General features: G+C 68.4%; 17 protein-coding genes. 6 read left to right on the top strand and 11 right to left on the bottom strand.

The features are described from left to right. Window positions 1-7: 7 nt before the first annotated feature. The 8 genes from AB0J62_RS05630 to AB0J62_RS05665 are packed head-to-tail and all read right to left on the bottom strand — an operon-like array spanning window position 8 to window position 7,275. On the bottom strand, window positions 8-913 hold the full coding sequence (locus AB0J62_RS05630) for a phytanoyl-CoA dioxygenase family protein (protein ID WP_363864771.1): 906 nt from the start codon (window positions 911-913) through the stop codon (window positions 8-10). Continuing rightward, a complete protein-coding gene (hppD, locus tag AB0J62_RS05635; protein ID WP_363864773.1) occupies window positions 910-1,977 on the bottom strand; it encodes a 4-hydroxyphenylpyruvate dioxygenase in 1,068 nt (355 codons plus the stop codon). Before hppD ends, AB0J62_RS05630 begins: the two co-directional genes overlap by 4 nt. Continuing rightward, window positions 1,978-3,243: a beta-ketoacyl-[acyl-carrier-protein] synthase family protein gene (locus AB0J62_RS05640; RefSeq protein WP_363864775.1), complete on the bottom strand. Its 1,266-nt coding sequence runs from the start codon at window positions 3,241-3,243 to the stop codon at window positions 1,978-1,980. It lies immediately after the preceding gene. Next, entirely contained in the window at window positions 3,240-4,817 is a 1,578-nt protein-coding gene (locus AB0J62_RS05645) for a class I adenylate-forming enzyme family protein (RefSeq protein ID WP_363864777.1), read from the bottom strand. Before AB0J62_RS05645 ends, AB0J62_RS05640 begins: the two co-directional genes overlap by 4 nt. After that, window positions 4,814-5,245, bottom strand: a complete 432-nt coding sequence (locus tag AB0J62_RS05650) for a hypothetical protein (RefSeq protein ID WP_363864779.1) — start codon at window positions 5,243-5,245, stop codon at window positions 4,814-4,816. Before AB0J62_RS05650 ends, AB0J62_RS05645 begins: the two co-directional genes overlap by 4 nt. Next, on the bottom strand, window positions 5,242-6,798 hold the full coding sequence (locus AB0J62_RS05655) for a beta-ketoacyl synthase N-terminal-like domain-containing protein (protein WP_363864781.1): 1,557 nt from the start codon (window positions 6,796-6,798) through the stop codon (window positions 5,242-5,244). The genes AB0J62_RS05650 and AB0J62_RS05655 overlap by 4 nt, the downstream gene beginning before the upstream one ends. Then, the gene (locus tag AB0J62_RS05660) at window positions 6,791-7,021 is read right to left on the bottom strand and encodes an acyl carrier protein (RefSeq protein WP_363864783.1); all 231 of its coding nucleotides are present in this window, start codon (window positions 7,019-7,021) and stop codon (window positions 6,791-6,793) included. The genes AB0J62_RS05655 and AB0J62_RS05660 overlap by 8 nt, the downstream gene beginning before the upstream one ends. Further along, window positions 7,021-7,275, bottom strand: a complete 255-nt coding sequence (locus AB0J62_RS05665; protein ID WP_363864785.1) for an acyl carrier protein — start codon at window positions 7,273-7,275, stop codon at window positions 7,021-7,023. Before AB0J62_RS05665 ends, AB0J62_RS05660 begins: the two co-directional genes overlap by 1 nt. A gap of 17 nt (window positions 7,276-7,292) precedes the next feature. Between AB0J62_RS05665 and AB0J62_RS05670 the strand changes: the two genes are divergently transcribed. Then, window positions 7,293-7,886 carry a 4'-phosphopantetheinyl transferase superfamily protein gene (locus AB0J62_RS05670; protein ID WP_363864787.1) on the top strand — a complete coding sequence of 198 codons (594 nt, stop codon included), beginning with the start codon at window positions 7,293-7,295 and terminating at the stop codon, window positions 7,884-7,886. On the opposite strand, the gene AB0J62_RS05675 is transcribed toward AB0J62_RS05670, so the two are convergent. Further along, window positions 7,817-9,214, bottom strand: a complete 1,398-nt coding sequence (locus tag AB0J62_RS05675) for an AMP-binding protein (RefSeq protein ID WP_363864789.1) — start codon at window positions 9,212-9,214, stop codon at window positions 7,817-7,819. The genes AB0J62_RS05670 and AB0J62_RS05675 overlap by 70 nt on opposite strands. Before the next feature lie 377 nt (window positions 9,215-9,591). Between AB0J62_RS05675 and AB0J62_RS05680 the strand changes: the two genes are divergently transcribed. The 5 genes from AB0J62_RS05680 to murQ all read left to right on the top strand — a co-directional run bounded on the left by AB0J62_RS05680 (window position 9,592) and on the right by murQ (window position 17,050). Further along, entirely contained in the window at window positions 9,592-12,141 is a 2,550-nt protein-coding gene (locus AB0J62_RS05680; RefSeq protein WP_363864791.1) for a glycoside hydrolase family 3 N-terminal domain-containing protein, read from the top strand. Window positions 12,142-12,151: 10 nt separating this feature from the next. Beyond that, a complete protein-coding gene (locus AB0J62_RS05685; RefSeq protein WP_363864793.1) occupies window positions 12,152-13,444 on the top strand; it encodes a DUF1343 domain-containing protein in 1,293 nt (430 codons plus the stop codon). Beyond that, entirely contained in the window at window positions 13,441-15,165 is a 1,725-nt protein-coding gene (locus tag AB0J62_RS05690) for a serine hydrolase (protein WP_363864795.1), read from the top strand. The genes AB0J62_RS05685 and AB0J62_RS05690 overlap by 4 nt, the downstream gene beginning before the upstream one ends. A 36-nt stretch (window positions 15,166-15,201) precedes the next feature. Then, window positions 15,202-16,089, top strand: a complete 888-nt coding sequence (locus AB0J62_RS05695) for a MurR/RpiR family transcriptional regulator (RefSeq protein ID WP_134107253.1) — start codon at window positions 15,202-15,204, stop codon at window positions 16,087-16,089. A 67-nt stretch (window positions 16,090-16,156) separates the two neighbouring features. Then, window positions 16,157-17,050, top strand: coding sequence for an N-acetylmuramic acid 6-phosphate etherase (gene murQ / locus AB0J62_RS05700; protein WP_363864798.1), 894 nt, complete (start codon window positions 16,157-16,159; stop codon window positions 17,048-17,050). Window positions 17,051-17,053: 3 nt separating this feature from the next. Here the strand turns inward: murQ and AB0J62_RS05705 are convergent, their stop codons facing one another. Together AB0J62_RS05705 and AB0J62_RS05710 are read right to left on the bottom strand one after the other, a co-directional pair. Continuing rightward, on the bottom strand, window positions 17,054-18,244 hold the full coding sequence (locus AB0J62_RS05705) for a low temperature requirement protein A (RefSeq protein WP_363864800.1): 1,191 nt from the start codon (window positions 18,242-18,244) through the stop codon (window positions 17,054-17,056). Window positions 18,245-18,254: 10 nt separating this feature from the next. Further along, on the bottom strand, window positions 18,255-19,700 hold the full coding sequence (locus AB0J62_RS05710; RefSeq protein ID WP_363864802.1) for a ketol-acid reductoisomerase: 1,446 nt from the start codon (window positions 19,698-19,700) through the stop codon (window positions 18,255-18,257). Window positions 19,701-19,732 lie beyond the last annotated feature (32 nt).

The following is a 19,732-nucleotide window of genomic DNA, read 5'->3' on the forward strand; positions in this document are numbered from 1 at the left end:
TGATCTCCTAGCGGTCGGCCCAGAGCGTTGGGCAGAAGTCGGGGTCGGCGTAGTCGGGGTGGCCGGCGGAGGTACGGCGTACCAGCGCGTCGTGGTTGTAGGCGGCGAAGGTCCCGTCACTGAGAGGGAACTCGCGGTAGGCGTTGGCGCCGTCCTGGAGGTGCAGCGAGACGGCGCGGCGGGGGCGGTCGGTGAGGTTGGCGCCGCTGCCGTGGTACGTGCGGCAGTGGTGGAAGTTCATGTGACCGCGCGGGATCGTGATCGGCACTTTGATCACCTCGGCGCCGTTGTACGCCGCGTTCTCGGCCAGCATCTGGTCGAGCTGCGACCGGTCCCGTTCGGCGAAGTGGCGTACGACGGTGTCGTCGGAGCCGATCTCCTGCCAGCGATGGCTGCCGTCGACCATCGTGATCGTGCCCATCTCCGGCGGGCAGTCGTGGAACGGGATGAACGCGGTCAGCATCCGGTCCGACGACGAGGACGACCAGTAGTGCTTGTCGAAGTGCCAGGGCACGACGTTCGACGGCTCACCGGAGATCGGCGGCTTGTAGATCAATGTGGACTGGAAGATCCGGATCTCGTCGGCCTGCGCGAGCCGGGCCGCGACCGCGCCGATCAGCGGCTTGCGGAGGATCTTGGCGAGACCGTCGTGCTCGTAGTGCACGTAGTCGTTGTGCCGCTGGACGTCGCCCTTCGACGGATCCCAGTACGCCAGCTTCGGCGGGGCGAGCGGTAGCGTGCGGTCACGTTCGCCGGCGTAGTACCGCTCGCTGGCGTTGACGAGCTCGTCGGTCTCGTCGTCGGTGAGCAGCTTCTTGGACAGGTACCAACCGTGCTCGTTGTAGAAGGCAACATCCTCGTCCGTCGGGAGAAGCTCGACCTCCTCTTCGGACAGCTTGAACTCCAACGTCATGAGACCCCCTCGAGCTCGCGTTCCTTCGCCTCGTACAGCGCCTTGATGTTGCCGCTGCCGAACGTCATCGCGCCGCGGCGCTCGATGATCTCCAGGAACAGCGTGCGGCGGACGTGCATCGACTCGGTGAAGATCTGCAGGAGCTGACCCCAGTGGTCCCGGTCGACCAGGATGCCGAGTTTCTCCAGGTCCTCGATTGGCGTCTCGACCTCGCCGACACGCTCCGGCAGCGCCTTGTAGTACGTCGATGGCGACGCGAGGAAGTTGACGCCCCGACCAGCCAGCGTGCTGACCGCCTCGACGATGTTGCTGGTACGCAACGCGATGTGCTGGACGCCGGCGCCGGCGTGCCAGCTGAGGAAGTCGTTGATCTGCCCCGGCCGGCGGTTCGGGTCCGGCTCGATCAGCGTGAACGTGACGTGCTTCGACGGGCTCTGGACGACGGTCGACTCCATCCCCTGCCCCGCGACCTCGATGGTTTCCTCGAAGATCGGCAGGAACCCGAAGACCTTCTCGTAGAACTCGACCGTCGGTTTCAGCTGCCCGGACGGCACGCAGATCGCGAGATGGTCGATCTCGCTGAACAACTTCTCGTCCGGTCCGCTGGCCGGCTCGGTGAGCTGGATCGCGCCCGGCAGGAACTCGTGCCGCGGTCCACGCCGTTCGACGAGCCGATGGATGACATCGCCGAATCCTCCGACCTCGGCGATCACCACCGTCGTCTCCTGGTCGGTGTAGATCACCGGCGCGGCGACCGATTCGGCGCCCCGGGCAAGCAATTCGGTGTAGGCGCCCGCCGCGTTGTCGACCTCTAGGCCGACAACGGCGACCCCGTCACCGTGCCGCTGCACATAGGCAGCCGCCGGATGCTCGGCGATCAGACCCGACGTCAGCACGATCTGGACCGCGTCCTCGCGCAGCAGCAACGAGCGCTGTCCGGGCAGGCCGGTCTCGGGTCCGCCCTGGCCGTGTATCTGCAGGCCGAACGCATGCCCGAGGTAGAACGCCGCCTGCCGAGCGTCGCCCACGTACAGCTCGACGTGGTCGATCCCGTAGATCTCCATTTACGCCTTCCCCTCACTGTTGATGTCGCGCCTGATCGGCGTAGTGGCGGCGCCGAGGAGCAGGCTGACGTTCTGACCGCCGAAGCCGAACGAGTTCGACAACGCGTACTCGAGCCGGGCCTCGCGGGGCTCCTTGCGGACGTGGTCCAGCGGGCAGGCCGGATCCGGGTCGTCCAAGTGGTACGTCGGGGGCAACAGGCCGGTCGTGATCGCGCCGACCGCGGCGATCGCCTCGACCACACCGGAGGTGCCGAGCATGTGCCCGGTCAACGCTTTCGTCGAGCTGACCGCCGGCTGGTGCTCACCAAAGGCTTTGCCGATAGCAACCGACTCGGCCACGTCACCAAGCTTGGTGCTGGTGCCATGCGCGTTGACGTAGCCAACCTGCTCCGGCCGGACCCGGCCAGTTGCCATCGCCAATCGCATACACGCCGCAGCGCCTTCTCCGTCGGGCCTCGGGGCAGTCGGATGATGCGCGTCCGAGTTCACCCCGTAACCCGCCACGTCCGCATACCCAGCCGCTCCTCGGGCTGCAGCATGCTCTGTGCTTTCCAGTACCAATAGGGCGGCGCCTTCGCTCAGGACGAACCCATTTCGCCGTACGTCGAACGGTCGGCTCGCCTCGGTCGGGTCGTCCCATCCACGAGCCAGCGCCCGCGCATTGGCGAAGGTCTCCGCGAAGGTGGGGAAGAGCGGCGCCTCGCTCGCTCCGCAGAGCACGACGTCGACCTCACCGGAGCGGATCAGCCGTACGGCGTCCGCGATCGCCTGAGCGCCGGATGCGCACGCCGTACCCACCGATGACGTATACCCACGGATGCCGTGGCGGATGGCGACTCTGGCCGCTGGCATGTTCGGGAGGATGCCGGTGAGGAGGTATGGGCTGACCGCGGCGCGGCCGCGTTCTGCGCGAGACAGGACCTGCTGCTCGAGGGTCGCCATACCGCCGACTCCGCCGACAATGATCCCGATCCGCTCGGGATCGATGGCGTCGCCAACGACCAGACCCGCATCCGCGAGTGCGTCCTCGGCGGTCAGCTGGGCGAGGATGACGGTGCGATCCATCACCTTGCCGTCGGGGCCTTTGGTGAGGTCGCCGGCGTCGAAGGGTGGCAGGATGCCCGCAAGCTCGATCGAGTTGGCGATCGGGTGGTCCGAGGGCGGTTCCACGATGCCGGATCGCCCGTGCAGCAAGGCGTCGTACGCCTCGCGCGGGGTTCGGCCGACCGGTGTCATCAGGCCGATTCCCGTGATGGTGGCATTCATGAGCGAGCCTCCCGAAGGGCGACCTTGCGGACCTTTCCGGTCACCGTGACCGGCACCTCGCCCGAATCGACCACGGTCACGTTGCGGAGAATTGCGGCGACCTCCTCCCCGACGGCTTTGCGCACGTCGGCGGCGCGATCGCGGTCGGGTGCGTCCGGGGAGAGCTCGAGCAGTACGTCGGCGACGTACCCGCCGTCGTCCGGCGTGATGATCACCGTGCAGTCGTCGACCTCGGGAAGTGCCGCGAGGATGCGTTCCTCGGACATCGACGTGAACAGCTGCGGGCCCTCGAAGCCGGCGACGGCGTCCGGCACGCGATCGAGGTGGAAGTAGTGGCCGGTGTCGTCGCGATACACCAGGTCGCCAGTCAGGAACCAGCCATTCAAGCGGAAGCGGTACGTCGTCACCGAGTCGTTCCAGTAGCCCGGTGACACCGACGGCGAGCGGAAGCCGAGCAGCCCGACCTTGCCCGGCGGCAGCTCCTCGCCGGTCGAACTGAGGACAGTTGCCTGCGCGAACTCGTACGGCTTGCCGATGCAGCGGCCGTAATGATCGCTGTCGATCGTGTGCGTGATGTGGAAGCCGTTGTGGCCCATCTCGCTGGAGCCGAGACCGTCGATGAAATGACTGCCCGGGACGGTACGGCGTCCCTCGCGGGTGACGGTCTGACGGGTGCCGACAGCAACGAGTTTGCGGATGTGCGGTTCGTGCGCACAGTCACCGGTGTTGAACCACATCCGGACCGAGTCCAGGTCGTGGTTGCTCAGGTTCTCGCGGGCGAGTCCCGCCCAGGTGACCGCGAAGCCGTAGACGGAGTGCGGCTTCCAGCGCTCGATGTTGCGCAGGACGTACGGCGCGTCCTGGCTGGAGAGCAGCAGCATCTCGGCGCGGTTGCCGAGGACCTGGTTGACCATGAGGATCGTCGCGGTGTGCGGGATCGGCAGTGCGTTCAGGATCCTGTCGGTGCCCTGCGCCTGCGGCATCGTCAGGAGGTGTTTGAGGGCGGCGTACAAGGTGGTGTGAGTGTGGAGAACAGCCTTCGGTACGCCGGTGGTGCCGCTGGTGTGCGTGATGACGACCGGGTCGTCGGCGTGATGCTGGTAGTGCTGCGGCGCTTTGGCCGTGTCGCCTTGGCCGAGGTCTTTCGGCTCAGCCAGTACTTCGGTATCGAGCAGCGAGCTGTGGTGGGCGTCGGCCAACACGGCCGTTGCTCGCAGGCGGCGGATGTACTCGTCGGCGATCGGCGGGGCCATCTTGCCGTTGAGGAGCGCCGGGATAGCGCCGATGCGGGTGAGGGCGAGGAAGCTGAGGACGATGTCCTGTGCTTCGGTGGCCCAGATCGCGATTACGTCGCGGCGGGTGATGCCGTGTTCGTGCAGCCACGCCGTACGTGCTTGAACGCGTTCATCGAGTTCGCCGAGGGTCAGTGGGTGCTCGGCCGGGAAGTGGTCGACCGGGGTGTCGAAGGTCAGGCCGGGGCCGCTCGGGTCGGCGCCGTACTTGAGGACTATTGCGAGGACGTTGCCGGTGCCGATGTCCGGGTCGGCGGCCAGTCGGGCTCTGAGACTCTTCACGTCGGATCTCCCCCACTCACGATCTGCGCGAACGCCCGGTCCGCGGTCACCTGCACGATCAGCACCTGCTCGGCGTCCCCGTCGGCGAGCAGGAGTTCGGCCTCGTCGAGTCCGCCGTTCATCACACACACCACTGGGCCACGCAGCTGCCACTTGGCCGCGAGCCAGCCGGCGATGCTGTTGGGTACGGACTGGAAGAAGTACAACGGGCCGATGCGCTTGCCCTCAGCAACTGCTTGTTCTACGTGCTGCGCGCCGGCTCGATCGCCCTCACTCACGAGCACGATCCCGGTCAGCGGTCCGGTATCCACCTGAGCCAGACACCGCTCAGCAGCCGCAACCACCATGGGGTTGAACGCCGACCCCACAAACCCGGGCACTCCCGGCGGCTCGCCGCCATCCCATCGCCCTTCAGCCAACGTCCTCATCCGACGCGCACCACCAATGCGGTGTTGGCTCCACCAAACGCGGAGTTCAACGACATGGCATACGGCGAGCTCACCAGCCGCGGCGCATCCAAGATCAAATCCACCCCACACGCAGGATCCGCCGCCAAAAACCCCGCATTAACAGGCAACTTCCCCACCCGAAGAGCCGCCACCGTCACCAAGAACTCCACCAACCCCGAAGCCTCCAACGCATGCCCATGCACCCCCTTCGTAGAAGAAACAGCAGGCCCACCTCGCTCCGCTCGGCGGGCCGATGGGATGACGAGCCTGTCCCGGTGAGCAGGAGACGCCACTTGCCGCGGCTCGGGTCCCCGCCCGCCTCGCTCCGCTCGGTGTGCGGGTGAGGGAATGAGGCCCGCCGCGCCGATGGTCGGGTCGCCGCGCTCCGCGCGGCTGGCGCGGGCGCGCACTGCGCCGTCGGCTGACACTCCGCCCGGAGTTGCCGCAGCAACCCCACCCGCCTGACCGGGCCCGCTGTGCGCCACGCCGCCTTCGGCTAGTTCGGCGAGCACAGCCGGCCCCACGTGATCGCCGCGCTCCGCGCGGCGCGCGGAGGCGACCACTGCGCCGTCGGCTGACACTCCGACGGGAGCCGACGCGCCGCCGCCACCCGCCTGGCCGGAGCCGCTGTGCGCCACGCCACCTTCGCTCAGTTCGGCGTACACACCCGGTCCCACCGACCCGCCGCGCTCCGCGCGGCTCGCGGAGGTGAGCACTGCGCCGTCGCTCGACACTCCGCCCGGCATCGCCGCACCACCCCGACCTGCCGGACCGGGGTTGGGTGCTCCGAATACGCGGGTTAGGGCTGCTGCTTCGGAGACGTCGGCGTACGTGGTGCCGGTGGCGTTGGCGTTGATGTAGGTGATGTCGGCGGGCGTCAGGTTGGCTTTGTGGAGGGCTGAGTGGACGGCGGTGGTTAGGCCTTGGCCGTGTGGGGCTGGTTGGACGGGGTGGTGGGCGTCGCCGGTGCGGGACCAGGCGAGTAGTTCGGCTAGGCCTTCGCCGGGTTGGAGGACTACGGCGGCCACGCCGTCGCCCAGCAACGTGCCAGTGCGGTGGAGGGAGAAGGGGCGTACGGCGCCGTCCGTCGACAGCGCTCGGCCGGCGTCGAAGAGGGCGTACTGGTAGGGCTCGACGAGGTAGGCGGCGGCTACTACTACGCGGTCTACCCGACGGAGCCGGATGAGGGTGGCGGCGTCGGCAAGGGCTGTGGTGGCGGAGACGCAGGCCGAGGTGTACGTGCGCAGTTGACCGAAGTCGCGGCTCGGCGGCTCGTGCAGAGCGAGCAGGAGGGGCGTCGCGCGGCGGTCGACACCCGCCTGCGCACACGCGTCGGCGATCGCTTGGTCGAGCTCTTCTTCCAGCGTACCGGCGTCGACGGCGATCGCGGCATGGTGTGTACGCCGCTTGCTCGTATCGAAGCGCGTGACCTCGGCGAACGCCGGCGTACCCGACAGCTGCGCCGAAAGCCCACGGCCGAGCGCAGTCATGATCGACATGCCGGTGACTGCGACCGGAATCTGGTCAGACATGGCTGGTCAGCACTTCGGCGAGTACGGCGACCGCGTCGTCGACCGTGTGCATGCGTTCGAGCTGTTCGTCGTCGAGCGCGACGCCGTACTGCTGCTCGACCTGATGAACCAGCCACGCCAGTTCCATCGAGTCGAGCCGTTCGGCGTCCGGCGGGCGCGGACCGAGGCCGGCCAGCCAGGTGAGGATCTCGGCCCGCCCGGGCGGGGGTGGGGTCAAGTTCATCAGACCTGCTGAGCTGCCCGGCCGGCCACCTCGGTGGTGAACTCGCCGACCGTCATCAACGCCAACTGCTCGGACTCGTCGTCGGAGAACCTGACCCCGAACCGGTCCTCGACCCGCACCGACAGGTCCGCCAGCGCCAGCGATTCCAGATCCACCCCGGCCGGGCCGAGCGTGGTCTCGTCGTCGATACCTTCGGTGTCGTAGTTCATGTCCTGCAGCTGCGCAATGACGAATGCGCGAACCTCGTCCTTCATCGCGTTACCTTCTTTCGGTGGGAGCTTCGGTACATGTCTGGGTGGCGCCGGCCGGCGCCGAGCCGCGCGCGAGAGCCCACGCACTGCTGCTCGAATTGGCGGGCACGCTCGTCCGCGCACCCCGGCTCAGCCACAGCCCGGACGGTCAGCCGCTCGTCCCGGGGCTGGCGGTGAGCGTCAGCCACACCCATCAGCTGGTCGCCGTCGTCGCGTCGTACGACGGGCCGCTCGGCGTGGATCTCGAGGAGGTGTATCCCCGCGAGGTGCAGGCGTTGGCCGGGCGATGGTTCACCGCGGAGGAGCTGGCGTGGACCGATCGGCAACCCGATGAGCTGATCGCCTTCCTTCAGCTGTGGACGGCAAAGGAAGCTGTGGGAAAGGCGCTGGGACGCGGGTTGCGGGGTGCCGGTCTGCGGCGGGCGATGCCACTGGGAGGTGGGGTGGTTGAGTCGGAGCCGCACCTCTTGGTGACGTATGTGCCGTGGCCTGGCGCGGTGCTGGCTCTCGCGGCGCCCGTCGGCCTGACGGAGATCGTCGTCCATCACGAGACCGCTTTGCGCAGCGTGGACAGATCGCGCACGAGCTTGCCAGTGGTTGTCCGAGGCAACTGATTCAGCAGGTGCAGAGTGCGGGGCCGTTTGTACGTCGCCAGCTGCTGCGCCAGCTCCGCCTCGAGATCCACCGACGATCGCGGTGCGTTTAGCTGCACGTACGCCGTGATCGCGCCGTCGAAGGCGACCACTGCCGCCTCGACCCCGCGCAACGATGCGAGTGCGGCCTCGACCTCCGTCAGATCGACCTTCAACCCGCCGACCGAGACCTGCGAATCCAGCCGGCCCTTGATGCTGACCAGCCCCGTCTCCGGATCGACGACGCCGGCGTCCCGCGTGTGCAGCCAGCCATCGGACCAGCGTGTCGGATCGGACAGCCCGAGGTACGGCGACTCCGGCCGCCGGATCTGAAGCTCGCCGTCGACCGCGCGGACCTCGATCCCGGGCGCGGGCCGGATCGCGGGCCGGTGCTCGCCGTACAGGTCGGTGCCGATGACCCCGACCTCGGTCATCCCGTACATGTTCCCGAGTGGTACGCCGTACTTCTCCTCGAACGCCTGCGACACCGCCGCCTGCACCAGCTCCCCACCCGTCGTCATCCGCTTGAACTGCGGCAACCACGGCGGGTCCTGCACCGACGCGAGCAGCCCGATGTGGAACGGCACCCCGAGCACGGTCGCCGGTGTCGTCGCCGCCGCGATCGCCTGCACGATCGCGTCTCCGGTGAGACGCGCCGGCGGTTGCAGTTCGACGCCCGCATGCAGCCCGTAGAGCAGACCGCCGACGAGGCCGAGGACATGCACCATCGACGGCAGCAGGATCAGTCGCTCACCACGCTGCGGTACGCCGTCGATCTGCGTGTATCGCAGTACCTCCGCGACCAGGTCGTCCGCAGTGCGCCCGATCACCTTCGACGGCCCGGTCGATCCCGAGCTCAGCTGTACGACGGCATGCGCGGTGCCGGCCGGATGACCGGAGTAGCTCGCCACGTCCGTGTCGATCTCGACGAACGTCCGCAGCCCGGACTGCACCGGACGCTCCGGCGACACGACGACCTGCGGCACCAGCCGCTCCATCGCCCGCCGGACCTCGTAGTCGGTCAGCCGGTGGTCGAGCAGAACGGCCTGCCCGCCGCCGCGCCAGATCGCCAGCAAATGCGTCACGAATGCCATCGACGGCGGCAACCGCAATGCCACCGCGCCACCCGGCCGGAAACCGGACTGGGCCAATTCAGTTTGCCGCTCGAGAACCGAACGGCGTAAATTCAAACGATCAATAGGATCGGGCAGCCGGAAGCAAACCTCGTTGTCCGGCCCAGCCAGCAGGACCTCGTCGACCCACTCTGCCCGTTGCGTGATTCCAGGCAGCACGACAGCACCATCGGTCATCCGAGCTCCAAAGTTCTTTATACACAAAGGATTCGAAGACCAGCACCCCCACCAAGGCCTGGCGATGACGCGACGATACGACACGATCACACGACTGCGCCATGAACCAGAGACAATGAAAAGCCCTCGATCGAGTCGTTCACACAGCCGAATGGCAAACCGCTGAAAATCCTCGGACGGGTTAGAAATGCAGTCGCCCGCATCGGCCGGACGCAGGGTTCCCCCGCCTCGCGCGGGCCGTCCGCGAGACCGCCGTGCGTCACCGACACTTGACCCGCCGTGCGCGCGTGGGTAACTTTCGCGTCGCGGGGGAGTATCTGTAATTCAATTACCTTGGCGATCGCCCCCTGCCCGCCCGCACAGAGTTGGTGACCCCCATGGAACTGACCCGCCGCCAGACCCTCGGCCTCGCGGCGGCGACCGTCGCCGGAACGACGGTCGTTGCCACCACGAGCGCCGCTGCCAGCCCGGACCGCTGGGTCCGCGACACGATGCGTCGGATGACCCTCGAGCAGAAGGTCGGGCAGTTGTTCGTCTGCTACGCCTACGGCCCGACCGCCGGCACCGCCGACGCCCGGAACACCAGCCTGTACGGCGTGGCCACACCGGCCGAGGTGGTCGCCAAGTTCAACCTCGGCGGCGTCATCTACTTCACCTGGACCGACTCGACGAAAGACCCGCAGCAGATCGCGCGCCTGTCGAACGGCCTGCAGGAGGCGTCGATCGCCAACACCGGCATCCCGCTGCAGATCGGCACCGACCAGGAGCACGGCTCGGTCGTCCGCGTCGGTCCGCCCGCGACCCAGTTCCCCGGCGGGATGGCGCTCGGCGCGACCCGCTCAGCGGCGTACGCGCGTGCGGCCGGGGCGATTGCCGGCCGCGAGCTGAAGGCCATCGGCATCACCACCGACTTCGCCCCAGACGCCGACGTCAACGTCAACCCGCTCAACCCGGTGATCGGGGTCCGCTCGGTCTCCTCCGACCCGACGTTGGTCGCCGAGCTCGTCGCCGCACAAGTGAAGGGCTACCAGCGCGACGGCCGGGTCGTCTCGACGGCGAAGCACTTCCCCGGCCACGGCGACACCGCGACCGACAGCCACACCGGCATCCCGGTGATCGGCCACACCCGCGAGGAGTGGACCCGGATCGACCTGCCGCCGTTCCAGGCCGCGATCCGGGCCGGCATCCAGTCGATCATGACGGCGCACATCGTCGTACCGGCGCTGGATCCGTCCGGCGATCCGGCGACGCTGAGCCGGCCGATCCTGACCGGGATCCTGCGCGAGCAGCTCAAGTTCGACGGGGTCGTGATCACTGACTCGCTGGGCATGCAGGGCGTTCGCGACAAGTACGGCGACGCCGAGATCCCGCTCCGCGCGATCGAGGCCGGCGTCGACCAGTTGCTGATGCCGGTCGATCCGGGGCTCGCGTACAACTCGGTCCTCGACGCGGTGCGCAGCGGCCGGATCAGCGAGGCCCGCATCGACGAGAGCGTCCAGCGGATCCTCACGCTGAAGCACGAGACCGGTCTGGTCGACCACCCGTACGTCGACCTGGCCCGCGTCGCGAAGATCGTCGGTACGCCGGCCAACTACGCCGAAGCCCAGCGCATCGCAAACCGCAGTACGACGCTCCTCCGCGACGACGCCGCCCTCCTGCCACTCTCCCCCGCGCCACGGACCATCCTCGTCACCGGCTACAGCCCCGCGAACCTGGCGGCCGCGCTGCAATCCCGCGGAGCGACCGCCGTCGTGAAGGACACCGGCACGACGCCGACCGACGCCAAGATCGCCGATGCGGTGGCGACGGTCGCGGATCTCACCGTGGTGCTGACCAACAAGGCGTGGGACACCGACGTCACCGACAAGCAGGCCAAACAGCAGAAGCTCGTCAACGCGCTGCTCGCGACCGGCCGCCCAGTGATCGTCGTCCCGGTCCGCGACCCGTACGACGTCGCGTACTTCGACCCCGCGCCGACGACACTCGTCACCTACGGCAGCACGGCGCCGTCGATGGAGGCGCTCGCCAAGGTCCTGTACGGCGAGATCGCGCCGACCGGCAAGCTTCCCGTCGCGATCCCGACCAAAGCCGACCCGACCGAGGTGCTGTACCCGTTCGGTCACGGCCTGACCTTCGACGCGCAACAGACCCGCCTGACCGTTGCCTCGTACAACATTCACGCCGGCGCCGGTGAGGACAACGTCTTCGACCTCGACCGCACCGCCGCGGCCCTCAAGGCTCTCGATGCGGACGTGATCGGCCTGCAGGAGGTCGACGTCCATTGGGATGCGCGCAGCCAGTGGCTGGACACGCTCGCCGAGCTCGCGACCAAGCTGGGCCTGCACTCGGCGTTCGCGCCGATCTACGACTTCGACCCGCCGGCGGCCGGTCAGCCGAGGCGTCAGTACGGCGTGGGCCTGCTGTCGCGCTTCCCGCTCATCCGCACCGAGAACCACTCGATCACGCGGCTGTCCACGCAGGATCCGAATCCGGTCCCCGCGCCCGCGCCCGGATTCCTCGAGGCGGAGCTCGAGGTGCGGGGACGTCGGCTGCACGTCTACTGCACGCATCTGGACTACCGAGCCGATCCGTCCGTTCGGCAGCTGCAGGTAGCAGACACGCTCAAGATCCTGGCCCAGGACCGTAAGAAGGATCTGCAGGTGCTCGTCGGTGACTTCAATGCGGAGGCCTCGGCGCCCGAGCTGGCCGGGTTGTGGACCCGGCTCACCGACTCGTGGACAGCCGCCGGTTCGACGACCGGCGGCCCCTACACCTACCCCGCGGTCGCCGCCACCAAGCGGATCGACTTCGTCACGGTCGGCACTAACCTGAAAGTGCTCCGTGCCGAGGTGCCGGCCGAAGTCCCCGTGGCCGAGGCTGCCAGCGACCACCGCCCGATGATTGCCGACCTCTCGTTCCGTCCCTGAGGAGATGTCCATGAAGCGACGTAGTTTGCTCGCCGGCGCCGGTGCGCTGGCCGCCGCACCGCTGATCGACGTACCGGCCGCCCAGGCCGCCCAAACCGCCCAGACCGCGTCGAAGCGCAAGGTGATGACCGGCGCCGAGGTGCTGGCGAACGACGGCTGGCGCGCGCTGGCCGGGCAGAAGGTCGGCGTGATCAGCAACCCGACCGGGATCCTGCCGGACTACCAGCACATCGTCGACACGATGCACGCGTCCGGGAACGTGAACATCGTCGCGGTGTTCGGCCCCGAGCACGGCTTCCGCGGCAGCGCCCAGGCGGGTGGTTCGGAGGGCGACCACGTCGACCCGCGGACCGGGATCATGGTCTACGACGCGTACGGCGCGAACGCGGACAAGCTGGCCGGCCTGTACGCGAAGTCCGGCGTCGAGACCGTCGTCTTCGACATCCAGGACGTCGGCGCGCGCTTCTACACCTACATCTGGACGATGTTCGAGGCGATGCTCGCCGCGGTCCGCACCGGCGCGAAGTTCGTCGTCCTCGACCGCCCGAACCCTGTTGGCGGCTACGCGCGCGGTCCGATGCTGAAGCCCGGCTACACCTCGGGTGTCGGCAAGAAGGAGATCGTCCAGCAGCACGGGATGACCGTCGGCGAGCTGGCCCGGATGTTCGACGCGGAGTACCTGCCGCTCGAGCCGAACGGCGGCCGGCTGAAGGAACTCCAGGTCATCGAGGTGTCGAACTGGAAGCGCGACCAGTTGTACGCCGACACCGGGCTGACCTGGGTGATGCCGAGCCCGAACATGCCCACGCCGGACACCGCCCTGGTGTATCCGGGCCTGTGCCTGTTCGAGGCGACCAACATGTCCGAGGGCCGCGGTACGACCCGGCCGTTCGAGCTGATCGGCGCGCCGTACGTCGACTACCGGTGGGCCGAGGCGCTGCAGACCAAGCACATCCCGGGCGTCGCGTTCCGCGAGGCGTACTTCACGCCGACGATCAGCAAGAACGCAGGAGTGCTCTGCGGCGGCGTACAGGTCCAGATCACCGACCCGCACAGCGTCGAGGCGATCACCGCGGCGACGCACATGATCGTCGAGGCCCGTAAGCTCTACCCGGAATTCACCTGGCGGGAGGAGACCCCACCCGGCCGGTGGATCGATCTCCTGACCGGTTCCGATCGGTTCCGGACCATGCTTTTGGCGGATGCGACCGCCGAGGAGATCGTGGCAGCCTGGAAGTCCGAGACCGACGCCTGGACGGCGCGGCGGGCGAAATACCTTCTGTACAAGGGCGCGCACCGATGAAACGGCTCGCCGCGCTCACGATTGCTTCGGCGGTGATGGTGACGATGGGAACGCCTGCGGTTGCTGGCGGCAACAAGTCGGGCTGGTTCGACCACCCGTACGACGGGTACGCGCCGAAGACCACGCTGCTGCGCGACTCGACCCCGGCCGCCGCGGGTCTCGACCCGGCGCCGATCGACGCGGCCCTGACCCAGGTCGCGGGCTGGACGCAACCGAGCGGTACGACGAAACCGTTGTACGCCGGCGCGGTCACGCTGCTCGGCCACGACGGGAAGATCGTCACCCGGACGGCCACCGGCATGGCGCTGAAGTACGCCGACGGTGCCGGCACCGAGCTGCCGCCGGACCAGCAGATCCCGATGCGGACCGACACGATCTTCGATCTCGCGTCGGTATCCAAGCTGTTCACATCGATCGTCGTGATGCAGCTGGTCGAGAAGGGCAAGATCGACCTGGACGCGCCGATCGCGACGTACGTCCCGGAGTTCGCCGAGAACGGCAAGGAAACCGTGACGGTCCGGATGGCCCTCACGCACACCAGCGGCTTCCCGTCCTGGCTGCCGCTGTGGAGTTCGCAGCCCGATCCGGCCTCCCGCCTGCACATGGCCCTGACCGCCAAGCTCCTGAACCCGCCCGGCAGCACCTACCTCTACAGCGACCTGAACCTGATCTCGCTCGGTGAGGTGGCCCATCGGGTGACCGGTAAGACGCTCGACAAGCTGGTTGCCGACGGCATCACCAAACCGCTGCAGATGCGCGACACCGGCTACAACCCGGACCCGAAGAAGAAGCCGCGGATCGCCGCCACGGAGTACCAGACCTCGCCGCCGCGCGGGATGGTGTGGGGCGAGGTACACGACGAGAACGCCTGGTCCCTGGGCGGTGTCGCCGGCCATGCGGGTGTGTTCAGTACTGCGGACGACCTCGCCGTACTGGCGCAGACGTTCCTGAACGGCGGTAGCTACCGCGGCGCGCGGATCCTCAAGGAATCCTCGGTCACCGCCATGATCACGAACTTCAACCAGGGCTTCCCGGGGAACGACCACGGCCTCGGCTTCGAGCTCAACCAGCGTTGGTACATGGGCGGATTGTCCGGACCGCGCACGGCCGGCCACACCGGGTACACCGGCACGTCGATCGTGATCGACTTCGACTCGCGCTCGTTCGCGATCCTGCTGACCAACCGGGTCCACCCGAGTCGCGACTGGGGCAGCAACAACCCGGCCCGTCGGGCTGTCACCCAAGGGCTCGCACTGGCCCTCGGCGTCGGCCCGCGCCACGGCAAGGACGCCTGGTTCTCCGGTACGACGGACGGCGCGACCACGACGCTCTCGACGAAGGTCGCCGTGCCGGCGGGCGGAGCGAAGCTGGCCTTCGACCTGTTCGTCGACACCGAGGACACGGATCTGCTGTATCTGGAGACGTCCGCCGACGGCTCGACCTGGACGAAGGTGCCGTTCTCGGTGCGTGATCGGGGCTCGGTGACCGATACCGACGGCTCGATCAGCGGTTCCGGCGACCGGCACTGGCATCAGGTGACCGCGGAACTCGGCGCCGGCGACCAGACCATCCGCTGGCGGTACACCAGCGACCCGCTGTACCAGGGCCGCGGTGTCTACGTCGACGGTGTGAAGATCACGAGCGGGACTGGTGTTCTTCTCGACGGTGAGCGCACGCCTGAATCATTTACCGCAACAGGTTGGAGACTTTCGCGTCGGTGACCCCACTCCGTGCATAGTCGCCGTACCGTGGCTGTCATGAATTCAACAACCTCTCCAGAACCCACGGGGCCGCTGCTGGTCCGGGTCCGCGCGGTGATGCCCGCGCTGGCGCCGGCCGAGCAGCGGGTGGCGAACGCGGTCCTCGCTGACCCGGGCGGAGTGGCGGCGATGACGATCTCCGAGCTCGCCGAGGTGGCCTCCACCTCGGAGACCACGGTCATCCGGTTCTGCAAGCAGATCGGCGTCCCCGGCTACCCGCAGCTGCGGCTGCAGCTGGCGGCCCAGTCGGCGCAGGAGAGCATCCGCCCCGAGGTGGGCGGCGACATCGAGCCCGGCGACTCGCTGGCCGACGTTGTCAGCAAGGTCGCGTTCGCCGACGAGCGGGCGGTCCGCGAGACCGCGCAGCAGGTCGACGTGGACGCGCTGGCGAAGGTCGTCGACGCGGTCGTGAAGGCGCCGCGGGTCGACCTCTACGGTTTCGCCGCGAGCGCGTTCGTGGCGCTCGACCTGCAGCAGAAGCTGCATCGGATTCGGCGGGTGGCTTTCGCGTGGTCCGACGTACATATCGCCCTGACCAGCGCCGCGCTGCTCGGTGAGGGCGATGTCGCGATCGGTATCTCGCACACCGGCACCACGGTCGAAGTCGTCGAGGCGCTCGAGGAGGCGGCCAAGCACGGCGCCACCACGGTCGCGGTGACGAACTTCCCGCGCTCGCCGCTGGCCCGTACGGCGGACCTCGTGCTGACCACGGCCGCGCGCGAGACCACGTACCGCTCGGGGGCGATGGCTTCGCGGATCGCTCAGCTGACCGTCATCGACTGCCTGTTCATCGGGGTCGCCCAGCAGGTGCTGCCGGACGCCCGGAAGGCGCTCGAGGAGACCGCCAGCGCGGTCCGCGGGCACCGGCTCAAAGGATCCGAGTGACGTCAACCATTTCCGTCAAAGATGAACGGAATTGAAAATCCTTAAGTAGAAAACTAACATCGATCCTGTGACCTCACCGACCGAGCAGCGGAACCCGAGGACGCTCGCCATCGATGCGGTGGGCACGTCCGAGATCCTCCAGATGCTGAACAACGAGGACGCCCGCGTCGCGGGTGCCGTCAGTGCAGTGATCCCGGAGCTGACCAAGGCCGTCGACGCCGCCGTCGAGGCGGTCCACGGCGGCGGCCGGGTGCACTACTTCGGCGCCGGTACGTCGGGACGCCTGGCGGTCCTGGACGCCGCCGAGCTGCTGCCCACGTTCCACGTGCCGGACGGACTGGTGGTCGCCCACCACGCCGGCGGGATGGAGGCGCTGCTGCGCGCGGTCGAGAACGTCGAGGACTCCGAGGACGGCGGCGCCGCTGATGCGGCCGCGGTCACCGGCCAGGACATCGTCGTCGGCCTCGCCGCTTCCGGGAGCACGCCGTACGTCGCCGGCGCCCTGAAGGCCGCCCGTGCGGCCGGGGCGACCACCGTGCTGGTCACGTCGAACCCGGACGCCCCGCTGGCGCCGCTGGCCGACGTCGTGATCGCCGCGGACACCGGCCCCGAGGTGATCGCCGGCTCGACCCGGCTGAAGGCCGGCACCGCGCAGAAGATGATCCTGAACGCGTTCTCGACGACGCTGATGATCAAGCTCGGCCGCACCTGGTCCAACCTGATGGTCGACCTGGTGGCGACCAACGCCAAGCTCCGCGGCCGGATGCTGCGCATCCTCGCCGAGGCCACCGGCGCCGACGAGGCCGCCTGCGAGGCCGCCCTGGCCGAGGCCGACGGCGAGCTCAAGCCGGCTCTCGTCCACCTCCTGACCGGATCACCCGTCGCCGAGGCACGAGCCGCCCTCGACGCCGCCCACGGCCGCGTGGCCACCGCCCTAGCCGAGCTCCGCAGCCCCGCCTGACCCCTAACCTGAACGCTGCCCCGAACGCTGCACCGAACGCTGCACCGGCGGGTGGATGACGAGGGTCGCCACGATCAGCGCCATGAAGACTGCGGTGAGCGCGAACGGGACCGGGATCAGCGGATCCAGCAGGACCAGGCCGGCACCGAGCGGTACGACGATGTTGACGGTCCGATCGGCGTTGTCGCGGATCGCGATCCACCAGATGCCGAAGACGAAGATCGCGATCGGGATCGTCACCGTGTACGACGCGGCGACCTCGCTCAGCTCGGTGTGGTGCGTGATGCTGTCGATCTCGACCTCGATCCCGGCCGAGAACGCACCGGCCGCGGCGAAGACGAAGTAGTGCACGTAGCCGTACCGCAGTGAGCTCGCGAACGTCCTGATCGCGGTGTGATGCGGCGGCCAGAAATAGATCCACCACATCGCCGCGGTGACCACGAGCGTGAGCACCGAGAGCGCGATCAGCGGGCCGAGCGACTCGTGGTCGTGGACGGCCTCGATGATCGCGTTGGCGGACGCGAGCAGGCTCTCGCCGAGCAGGATCAGCGTGAACAGGCCGTACCGCTCGGTGATGTGGTGCGGGTGCCACGGCGTCGTCCAGCGCCGCTCCGCCACCACCGGTACGGCAAGTTCGGCCAGCACGAACACGCACCAGGCGACCACCACCACCGTCCCGGACATCGCCAATGTGGTCAGCCACAGCACCTGCACGATGGCGATCCCGCCGGCGTACCTCAGGGTCGCCTGCCGGCTCTCCCCGGTCCGGTGCGATGCCCGCAGCCATTGCGCGATCATCGCGACCCGCATGACGACGTATCCGAAGACCACCACGGTGAAATCGCGGTCGGCGAAGACCTGCTCGATGCCTGCGGCGAGCACCAGCACCCCGCTCATCTGCAGGATCGTCAGCAGCCGGTAGAGCCAGTCGTCGGTGGCGAACGAGGTGGCGAACCAGGTGAAGTTCATCCACGCCCACCAGATCGCGAAGAACACCATCGCGTACGACCCCAGGCCGTCGACGATGTGCTTGTCCGACAGCGCGTGATGCAACTGGGACGCGGCGACACTCACCGCGACCACGAACACCAGGTCGAAGAACAGTTCGAGCGAGGAGGCGGTCCGGCCGGGCTCGTGCGGGTCCCGCGGGCGCATGGGGATCAGCCGTGACCGCGTCATCGTCGGAGACGTCATGGCGCCCAGGCTAAACGGAAATATCCACCGAGGGGCGCAGCTTGGCAGCCGCGGCCAGAGCGTCGTGGGCGGGGTTGCCTTCGAAGGCCTCGAGCAGCGCGGGGTCCGCGAGATGGTCGAGCCGCGGGAGGGCGATCTGCTCGTACGCCGCCTGGAAGCGCGGGCCCCAGCGGCGGGTGCCGAGGCGGGCGGTGCGGGAGCAGTTGTCGACCATGTACGCGACGTCGCGGGCGTGCATGTACGGCAGCAGCGAATCGACCGCTTCGATCACCGACTCGTTCACGATCTCCGACCAGGCGTGCCCGCGGGCGGCGAACTCGTCGACCTGCGCCATCATCGTCGCGACGAACAGTCCCGCGGTGACCGGATCGATCCTCTGGTCCGCTGTTGCGCGGCGGGCGTGCACCTCGGCGCTGTGCGACCACATCGGGCTGCCGCCGATCTCGGTCATCGGCCGGGTCGCGAGCCGCTGCTCGGCCAGGATCACGCTCCGCAACTCGGTGCCGTCGGCAACTTCATCGTAGATCTCCGCGACGAGGTCACGCGCCGGCCGGTACGCCGCGGAGTACGCGCGGTCGAACAGGTCCTGATTCCCGCAGGCCGCGCGGACAGCGGCCAGGCCCTCGCTCGAGATCGTCCGTGCGATCGGCCCGGTGATCGCCTCGGTGGAACGCTCGTACGCCGTCACCGGGTCGGCCCCGCCGATCCGGAAGTACCTGTACAGCGCCTCCACCAGCCCGTGGACGGCACCGAGCAGGATCGCCCGCTCGCCCACGATGTCGGACCGGTACTCGTCGGCCAGCGTGGTCGCGAACGTATAGGGCGACCCGAGCCCGATCGACCACGCGAGCGCCCGGTCCCATCCGTGCCCGTCCGGATCCGCGTGCACGGCGATACTCGCGTTGATCCCGGCCCCGTTCACCGTTTCACCTTGCCGGTAGAGACGGCGGACGGAATCTCCCATCCCCTTCGGACAGACCGCGATCACCGGATGCCCTTCCGGGAAGGCCGATCCGATCGCTTCCAGGTGGCCGAGGAGGAAGCCGTGCGAGAGGCCGATGGTGGTGCCCGGCTTCAGCACGGCGAAGATCTTCTCGTGCTCAGCGGCGAGAGCGGCGTCGGCGATGAGCAGGACGACCAGGTCGGACGAGGCCGCAACCTCCAGCCAGTCCCCGAGCGTGCCGTCGTCCTCGCTGAACCCCTCGGCCCGAGCATCCTCCGCGGACGCCGACCCCGGCCGAAGCCCAACGCTCACAGTGATCCCGGTTCCGGCGAGCGAGTCCCTCAGATTCAAGGCCTGCGCCCGCCCCTGCGGCCCCCAGCCCAGTACGCCGATGCGCTCCACCCCGTGCAGCGCTTCGGGCAGCAGCGGGAACAGGTCCCGTCCGCCCCGCACGATGGACTCCGTCCCACCCGGCACGACCATGCTCTCGACCCGAAACACCAAACTCTTCATGCCACCAGTCAAAGGGCGGTGCGCACATTGCA

This window comes from Kribbella sp. NPDC049584 (genome assembly GCF_040675555.1).
Lineage (GTDB): Bacteria > Actinomycetota > Actinomycetes > Propionibacteriales > Kribbellaceae > Kribbella.

Bases quoted from the DNA above. Each gene is read 5' to 3' on its own strand.
- AB0J62_RS05660 (WP_363864783.1), bottom strand. From the start codon at position 7,021: ATGAACTTGACCCCACCCCCGCCCGGGCGGGCCGAGATCCTCACCTGG.
- AB0J62_RS05680 (WP_363864791.1), top strand. From the start codon at position 9,592: ATGGAACTGACCCGCCGCCAGACCCTCGGCCTCGCGGCGGCGACCGTC.
- AB0J62_RS05630 (WP_363864771.1), bottom strand. From the start codon at position 913: ATGACGTTGGAGTTCAAGCTGTCCGAAGAGGAGGTCGAGCTTCTCCCG.
- AB0J62_RS05705 (WP_363864800.1), bottom strand. From the start codon at position 18,244: ATGACGTCTCCGACGATGACGCGGTCACGGCTGATCCCCATGCGCCCG.
- AB0J62_RS05650 (WP_363864779.1), bottom strand. From the start codon at position 5,245: ATGAGGACGTTGGCTGAAGGGCGATGGGATGGCGGCGAGCCGCCGGGA.
- AB0J62_RS05685 (WP_363864793.1), top strand. From the start codon at position 12,152: ATGAAGCGACGTAGTTTGCTCGCCGGCGCCGGTGCGCTGGCCGCCGCA.
- AB0J62_RS05640 (WP_363864775.1), bottom strand. From the start codon at position 3,243: ATGAATGCCACCATCACGGGAATCGGCCTGATGACACCGGTCGGCCGA.
- hppD (WP_363864773.1), bottom strand. From the start codon at position 1,977: ATGGAGATCTACGGGATCGACCACGTCGAGCTGTACGTGGGCGACGCT.
- AB0J62_RS05710 (WP_363864802.1), bottom strand. From the start codon at position 19,700: ATGAAGAGTTTGGTGTTTCGGGTCGAGAGCATGGTCGTGCCGGGTGGG.
- AB0J62_RS05690 (WP_363864795.1), top strand. From the start codon at position 13,441: ATGAAACGGCTCGCCGCGCTCACGATTGCTTCGGCGGTGATGGTGACG.
- AB0J62_RS05665 (WP_363864785.1), bottom strand. From the start codon at position 7,275: ATGAAGGACGAGGTTCGCGCATTCGTCATTGCGCAGCTGCAGGACATG.
- AB0J62_RS05655 (WP_363864781.1), bottom strand. From the start codon at position 6,798: ATGTCTGACCAGATTCCGGTCGCAGTCACCGGCATGTCGATCATGACT.
- AB0J62_RS05695 (WP_134107253.1), top strand. From the start codon at position 15,202: ATGAATTCAACAACCTCTCCAGAACCCACGGGGCCGCTGCTGGTCCGG.
- AB0J62_RS05675 (WP_363864789.1), bottom strand. From the start codon at position 9,214: ATGACCGATGGTGCTGTCGTGCTGCCTGGAATCACGCAACGGGCAGAG.